The sequence below is a fragment of the Halorhodospira sp. M38 genome (genome assembly GCF_022227985.1).
Lineage (GTDB): Bacteria > Pseudomonadota > Gammaproteobacteria > Nitrococcales > Halorhodospiraceae > Halorhodospira > Halorhodospira halophila_A.
In genome coordinates this window covers 66,778-72,777 of sequence record NZ_JAJNQP010000011.1, presented here as the reverse complement: position 1 = coordinate 72,777, position 6,000 = coordinate 66,778, and the positions used below count along the sequence as shown (strand labels likewise).

Genomic DNA, 6,000 nt, shown 5'->3' with positions numbered 1-6,000 from the left:
TGGCCAAACCCTGGGGGGTTTGTGCCAACCCGGGGCGGGGGGCCGGGGGGGGCCGGGCGGGGCGGGTGGCCCCACCCCCCGGGGCCCCGGCGGTACCCCCGGCCCCGCCCCGCCCCGCGGCACCCCCCCCGGCGGGCCCCGCCTGGGCGGCGGGCCCCGGCCGTGCGCGCAGGGACGCGCGCTCGGCCGGGCCCGGCGGCGCGGCGGAGAAGCGGAGCGTCGCCTCGTCGCCCTCGGGGGCACCCGCAGCCGCCTCGGACGGACGGCCGACCCGCCGGCGGCCGGTCAGGTAGTCCGCCGTGGCCGAATCCGCCGCATAGAGCTCCGCCGGGGCACCGTTGAAGACCACCTGACCGCCCCGCTCGCCGGGCCCCGGGCCCATATCGATGATCCGGTCGGCGGCCGCCATCACCTGCGGGTCGTGCTCGACGACCAGCAGCGAGTTGCCCGCATCGCGCAGGCGCTGCAGGATCCCCACCAGCCGCTCCACATCCCGGGGATGCAGGCCGATGGACGGCTCGTCGAGGACGAAGAGCGTGTTGACCAGCGAAGTGCCCAGCGCCGTGGTCAGGTTGATCCGCTGCACCTCGCCGCCGGAGAGGGTGCGCGACTGCCGGTCCAGGGTCAGGTAACCGAGCCCCACCTCGTTGAGGTAGCCGACCCGGCTGCGGATCTCGTCGAGGACCGTAGCCGCCGCCTCGTCCAGCGGCGGCGGCAGCTCCAGCCCGGCGAAGAAACGCTGCAGGCGGGCCAGGGGCAGGGTCGCCAGATCGTGCAGGGTCAGCCCCGGCAGCCCGGCCAGCAGCGCATCACCCATCGCCAGGTGGCGGGGCCGGAAGCGCTCCTCCGGGGCGAGGACGGCGTCGGCGTCGGCCTGTCCGCCGAGCCGGAAGTCCAGGGCCTCCGGGACCAAGCGCGCACCCCGGCAGTCCGGACAGGTGCGGTAGGTGCGGTAGCGCGAGAGCTGCACGCGCACGTGCATCTTGTAGCTCTTGCGCTCCAGGTAGTCGAAGTAGCCGCGCACGCCGTACCACTTGCCGGAACGGCCCCAGCGATCCTCGCCGTCCCAGACCCACTGCCGGTCCGCCGCATCCAACTCCCGCCAAGGCACATCCTCGGCGACCCCGCGCCGGCGGGCGGCGCGCAGCAGGTCCCGCTGGCACTCCACCGAGGCACCGCCGCGGAACGGTTTGATCGCGCCCTCGGCCAGGCTCAGGCCCGGATCCGGGATGACCAGGTCGGGGTCGATCTCCATGTTGCGGCCGAACCCACGGCAGGTGTCACACGCCCCAACCGGGGAGTTGAAGGAGAAGAGCTCTGAGGTCGGCCGCGGGTAGTCGCGGTCGCACCCGGCGCAGTGGAAGGTGGCGGAGTAGCGCCGCGGCTCGCCCGCCGGCTCACGGTCCTCGCCCAGGGCCCGGACCTGGCAGCGACCCCGCCCTTTGTCGAGGGCCGTCTCCACCGCCTCGATCAGCCGCCCCCGGCGCGCCCCGTCGAGGCGCAACCGGTCCTGAACCACCTCGACACCACCCTCACGCTCATAGATGCGCGTGTATCCCTGGCTGGAGAGCATCTGTCGCAGCTCGTCCCGATCGAGCTTGGCAGGCACGGCCACGAAGAAGGTCACCGCCACTCGGGTACCTGCCGGCCATGGCGCCGTGTCGTCGCCGGCGAGGAGCTCGTCGGCGATGGACTGCGGCGTATCCGGCCGCACCGGGCGGCCGCAGCCGCTGCAGTAGGGCTGCGCCGCCCGGGCGAAGAGCAGCTTCAGGTGGTCGGCGAGCTCCGTCATCGTGCCCACGGTGGAGCGCGAGGTGCGCACCGGATTGACCTGATCGATGGCGATCGCCGGCGGGACGCCTTCGATACGCTCGACCTGTGGCCGGTCCATGCGCTCGAGGAATTGCCGGGCGTAGGCCGAGAAGGTCTCCACGTAGCGCCGCTGCCCCTCGGCGTAGACGGTGTCGAAGGCGAGCGACGACTTCCCGGAGCCGGAGACCCCGGTGACGACGATCAGCTCGCCGGCCGGCAGATCGAGATCGAGGCCCTGCAGGTTGTGCTGGCGGGCGCCGCGGATACGGATCGGTTCGCGCACGGTCATGCTTCCGGAGACAAGACGGCGCCGACAGCCCGGAGGCTGCCGACGCCGGCACGGTTCACGGGATGTCGTTCAGGCGGCGGGATCAGGCGTACTTGGCCTTCGCCTCCTGCCGACGGCGGTGGAGCACCGGCTCGGTGTAGCCGGAGGGCTGCTCCCGCCCCTTGAAGACCAGGTCACAGGCCGCCTGGAAGGCGACGCTGGCGTCGAAGTCCTCGGCCATGGGCCGGTAGTTCGGGTCGCCGGCGTTCTGCTCGTCCACGACCCGGGCCATGCGCTGGAGGCTATCCATGACCTGATCCTCGCTGACCACGCCGTGGTAGAGCCAGTTGGCCACGTGCTGGCTGGAGATGCGCAGGGTGGCGCGATCCTCCATCAGGCCGACATTGTTGATGTCCGGCACCTTGGAGCACCCGATGCCCTGGTCGATCCAGCGCACCACATAGCCGAGGATGCCCTGGCAGTTGTTATCCACCTCCTGCTGGATCTCCTCCTCGCTCCAGTCGGTGCTCGGCGCCAGCGGCACGGTGAGGATCCGGTTCAGGTCCGAACGCCAGCCGGCGCGGGCAATCTCGGCCTGGACGCCGGCGACGTCCACCTCGTGGTAGTGCACGGCGTGCAGGGTCGCCGCCGTCGGCGACGGCACCCAGGCGCAGTTGGCACCCGCCTTGGGGTGGCCCGCCTTGGTGTCGAACATCTCGCGCATCTTATCCGGCTTGGGCCACATGCCCTTGCCGATCTGCGCCCGGCCCTTGAACCCGGCGGCCAGGCCGACATCGACGTTCCAGTCCTCATAGGTGGTCATGAAGGATGCCCCCTTCATGTCCGCCTTGCGGATCACGGCGCCGGCCTCCATGGCGGTGTGGATCTCGTCGCCGGTGCGGTCGAGGAAGCCGGTGTTGATGAAGATCACCCGGTCCCGGGCCTGCTTGATGCAGGCGCGCAGGTTGACCGTGGTCCGCCGCTCCTCGTCCATGATGCCGACCTTGAGGGTGGCACGCTCCAGGCCCAGGGCGTCCTCGACGCGCTCGAACAGGTTCACCGTCAGGGCCACTTCCTCGGGACCGTGCATCTTCGGCTTGACGATGTAGACGCTGCCGGTCTTCGAGTTGCGCACTTGGCCCAGGCCCTTGAGGTCGTGGACCGCGCAGAGGACGGTCATCATGGCGTCCAGCATGCCCTCGGGGATCTCGTTGCCGTCGCCGTCGAGCACCGCCGGCGTGGTCATCAAGTGGCCGACGTTACGCACCAGCATCAGCGAGCGCCCCGGCAGGGTCAGGGAGCCGCCGTCCGGCGTGGTGTAGGTGCGGTCGGCGTTGAGCCGCCGGGTGAAGGCCTCCCCGCCCTTGCTGACCGAGGTCTCGAGATCGCCCTTCATCAGGCCCAGCCAGTTGCGGTAGACACGGACCTTGTCCTCGGCATCCACCGCGGCCACGGAGTCCTCGCAATCCTGAATGGCGGTTAGCGCCGACTCCATGACCACGTCCTTGACGCCGGCCGGGTGATCCTTGCCCACCGGATCGTTGGGGTCGATGACGATCTCGGCATGCAGGCCGTTGTGACGCAGCAGGATGGTCGCCGGCCGCTGCGGCTCACCGGTGAAGCCGACAAGGCGGGTGGGATCGGCCAGCTCCGTCTCGCTGCCGTCGGCCAGGGTGATCAGCAGCTGGCGCGGGCTCGCCTCGCTCAGGCGGTAGGCGGTGACATCGGCGTGCAGGCCGTGGGCCAGCGGGGCCACCTCATCGAGGGTTTCGGCGGCCAGCTCCATGACGCGCTTGCCACGGGCCGGGTTGTACGTCTTCCCTTTGGCCAGGCCGTCACTCTCGGGGATCATGTCGGTGCCGTAGAGGGCATCGAACAGGCTGCCCCAGCGTGCGTTGGCCGCGTTGAGTGCGAATCGCGCGTTATCCACCGGCACCACCAGCTGCGGCCCGGCCACCGTGGCGACCTCCGGGTCGACCCCGGTGGTGGTGATCTCGAACTCCTCCGTCTCGGGTTCTAGGTAGCCGATCTGCTCGAGGAAGGCCTTGTGATCGGCCACGGAGAATTGGCCGCGGTGCTCGCGGTGCCACTCGTCGATCTGCCGCTGCAGGGTCTCGCGCTTCTCCAGCAGCTCGCGGTTGCGCGGACTCAGATCGCGGACGATGCCGCCGAGCTCGTCCCAGACGGTGTCGGCGTCGATGCCGGTCCCAGGCACCATCTCGTTGGCCACCAGGTCGTAGAGCTCACGCGCCACCTGCAGGCCACCGACTTGAACCCGTTCGCTCATGGAAGTCTCCCTATTCAGCTTCGCGATCCGCGGATAAGCCGCGATAGTAACGCATCCCAGTGAGGCTGATCACCCGCTCACCGACGCCCCGTTCAGTTCTGCAGCTCGGCCTCCAGCTCGTCGTAGAACGCGCGGACCAGCCGGGCGTTGCCGCCGACGTCCGCCTCGCCGCCGCGGGTGGCGGCGCGCACGTCGACGCGACGGTGATCACCGGTATCCTCGACGCGGACGACGATATCGTGGATGACACCCATCCAGTAGCTGCGTGCGGTGGCCTCCAGCCCGCCCTGCATGTCGGTTCGCGCCACAGTCCACTCCAGCCTCAGCGCCGCGCTCTCTGCGGCGCTGAGGATGGCCGAGACATCCTGCGGGTAAGTGCGCGCCTCGAGATCCGGGTGCGCCTCCGCCTGGCGTTCGGCCAGTTCTCCGCCAGGGTAGGCTCGATCACCGCCGGCCTGCTCTCGGGCCTGGGCGAGGGCCCGATACGAGGGCGGGTCATCGGTGTCGGTGGCCAGATCGTGAAGGTTGGGACCGAGGACGGCGGCGTAGACCTTGGGCCCGGCGACCACCGCGACCCCTAGCCCCAGGGCCAGGCCGGCCAGGGCCCGGCCGCGACCGCGCTTGCCGTGCAGACCGAAGGTGGAGGCGAAACCGACACCGGCGGGGACAAGGGCGAGCACACCGGCAGCGAAGCCGGCGGCGATCATCGCCAGGGCCAGGTCGAGTTCGACGAGCTGGATGCGGTAGAGGGGGCCGGCCAGCGCGGCCGCCGCGGCCCCGCAGGCTGCAAGCAGGACGGATGCCGTCGCCAGCCGGGATACAGGCGCCTGGAACATGGGTTTTCCTCCCGGGTTTCCGGCCGATTATGCGGCCGGAAACGGCCAGGACAAAACGCAGCCAGGCGCCGCGGCGCGGGGGTGCCCGACGGGGCACCCCCGCCAGAGCGGCAAGCCGGATTACTGCAGACGCCCGGAGAGCACCGTCTCGACGCGGCTGCGCTTGAGCGGGCGGAGGTTGCGTACGACCTCGTCGCGGCACTCCGGATCCAGGCGCTCAAGCACGCGGGCCAGCGTATTGAACGGCAGACGGTTGGCCAGGCGGGCGGCCGGGCCTCGGTCCATGTGCTCGAGCACGCTCGCCTGCGCAGCGGGGCGCATCTCCAGGAAGGTGGCCAGGCTCTCCCCGTCCGGCATGGCGCGCAGCGCCGCCGGGCGCTCGGCCGGGGCCATCTGTGCGATGCGCCGTGCCGCGGCGGCGGGCAGGCAGTCTGCATACTCGGCGCGAGCCGGTGCGCCGAGGCCATGGTCTTGATGCTCGGTGGTGATGGTCATCTCTGCCTCCTGAGTGTTCGGGTGCCCGACCCGCGGCACCGGAGACAGAGAGACGGCAGAGACTCCGTCAGTCGGCCGGCACCCCGGGACGGGCGTTGGTTCGCGGTACGACGTCGTTGCTTGGCGTACTGCCGTTACCGTCCGGCATGACGGTCTCCTCGTGTGGCTGACACGTGACGTGGAATCTAGGCGGCGACCCGCCCGCTGTCAAGCGTTGCGGCGCGCCGGCAGGCCATCTTGACCCCCTATGCTGCGGCGGCTACTATCCGCGGTTTAACATGCTCAAGAACGCGGCTGAACGT

Annotated in this window: 3 protein-coding genes and 1 pseudogene; all 4 read right to left on the bottom strand. The window is 70.6% G+C overall.

The window, feature by feature from the left end; genetic code table 11:
- Positions 1–2,101, bottom strand: a pseudogene (locus LRA98_RS08290) (excinuclease ABC subunit UvrA); the annotation flags it as partial.
- Positions 2,102–2,183: 82 nt separating this feature from the next.
- The gene (locus tag LRA98_RS08285) at positions 2,184–4,367 is read right to left on the bottom strand and encodes a malate synthase G (RefSeq protein ID WP_238634207.1); all 2,184 of its coding nucleotides are present in this window, start codon (positions 4,365–4,367) and stop codon (positions 2,184–2,186) included.
- Between the two features lie 92 nt (positions 4,368–4,459).
- Positions 4,460–5,203 carry a DUF1499 domain-containing protein gene (locus tag LRA98_RS08280; RefSeq protein ID WP_201173110.1) on the bottom strand — a complete coding sequence of 248 codons (744 nt, stop codon included), beginning with the start codon at positions 5,201–5,203 and terminating at the stop codon, positions 4,460–4,462.
- A 120-nt stretch (positions 5,204–5,323) separates the two neighbouring features.
- Positions 5,324–5,698, bottom strand: coding sequence for a magnesium transporter MgtE N-terminal domain-containing protein (locus LRA98_RS08275; protein WP_238633247.1), 375 nt, complete (start codon positions 5,696–5,698; stop codon positions 5,324–5,326).
- Positions 5,699–6,000: the final 302 nt, after the last annotated feature.

Bases quoted from the DNA above. Each gene is read 5' to 3' on its own strand.
- LRA98_RS08285 (WP_238634207.1), bottom strand. From the start codon at position 4,367: ATGAGCGAACGGGTTCAAGTCGGTGGCCTGCAGGTGGCGCGTGAGCTC.
- LRA98_RS08280 (WP_201173110.1), bottom strand. From the start codon at position 5,203: ATGTTCCAGGCGCCTGTATCCCGGCTGGCGACGGCATCCGTCCTGCTT.
- LRA98_RS08275 (WP_238633247.1), bottom strand. From the start codon at position 5,698: ATGACCATCACCACCGAGCATCAAGACCATGGCCTCGGCGCACCGGCT.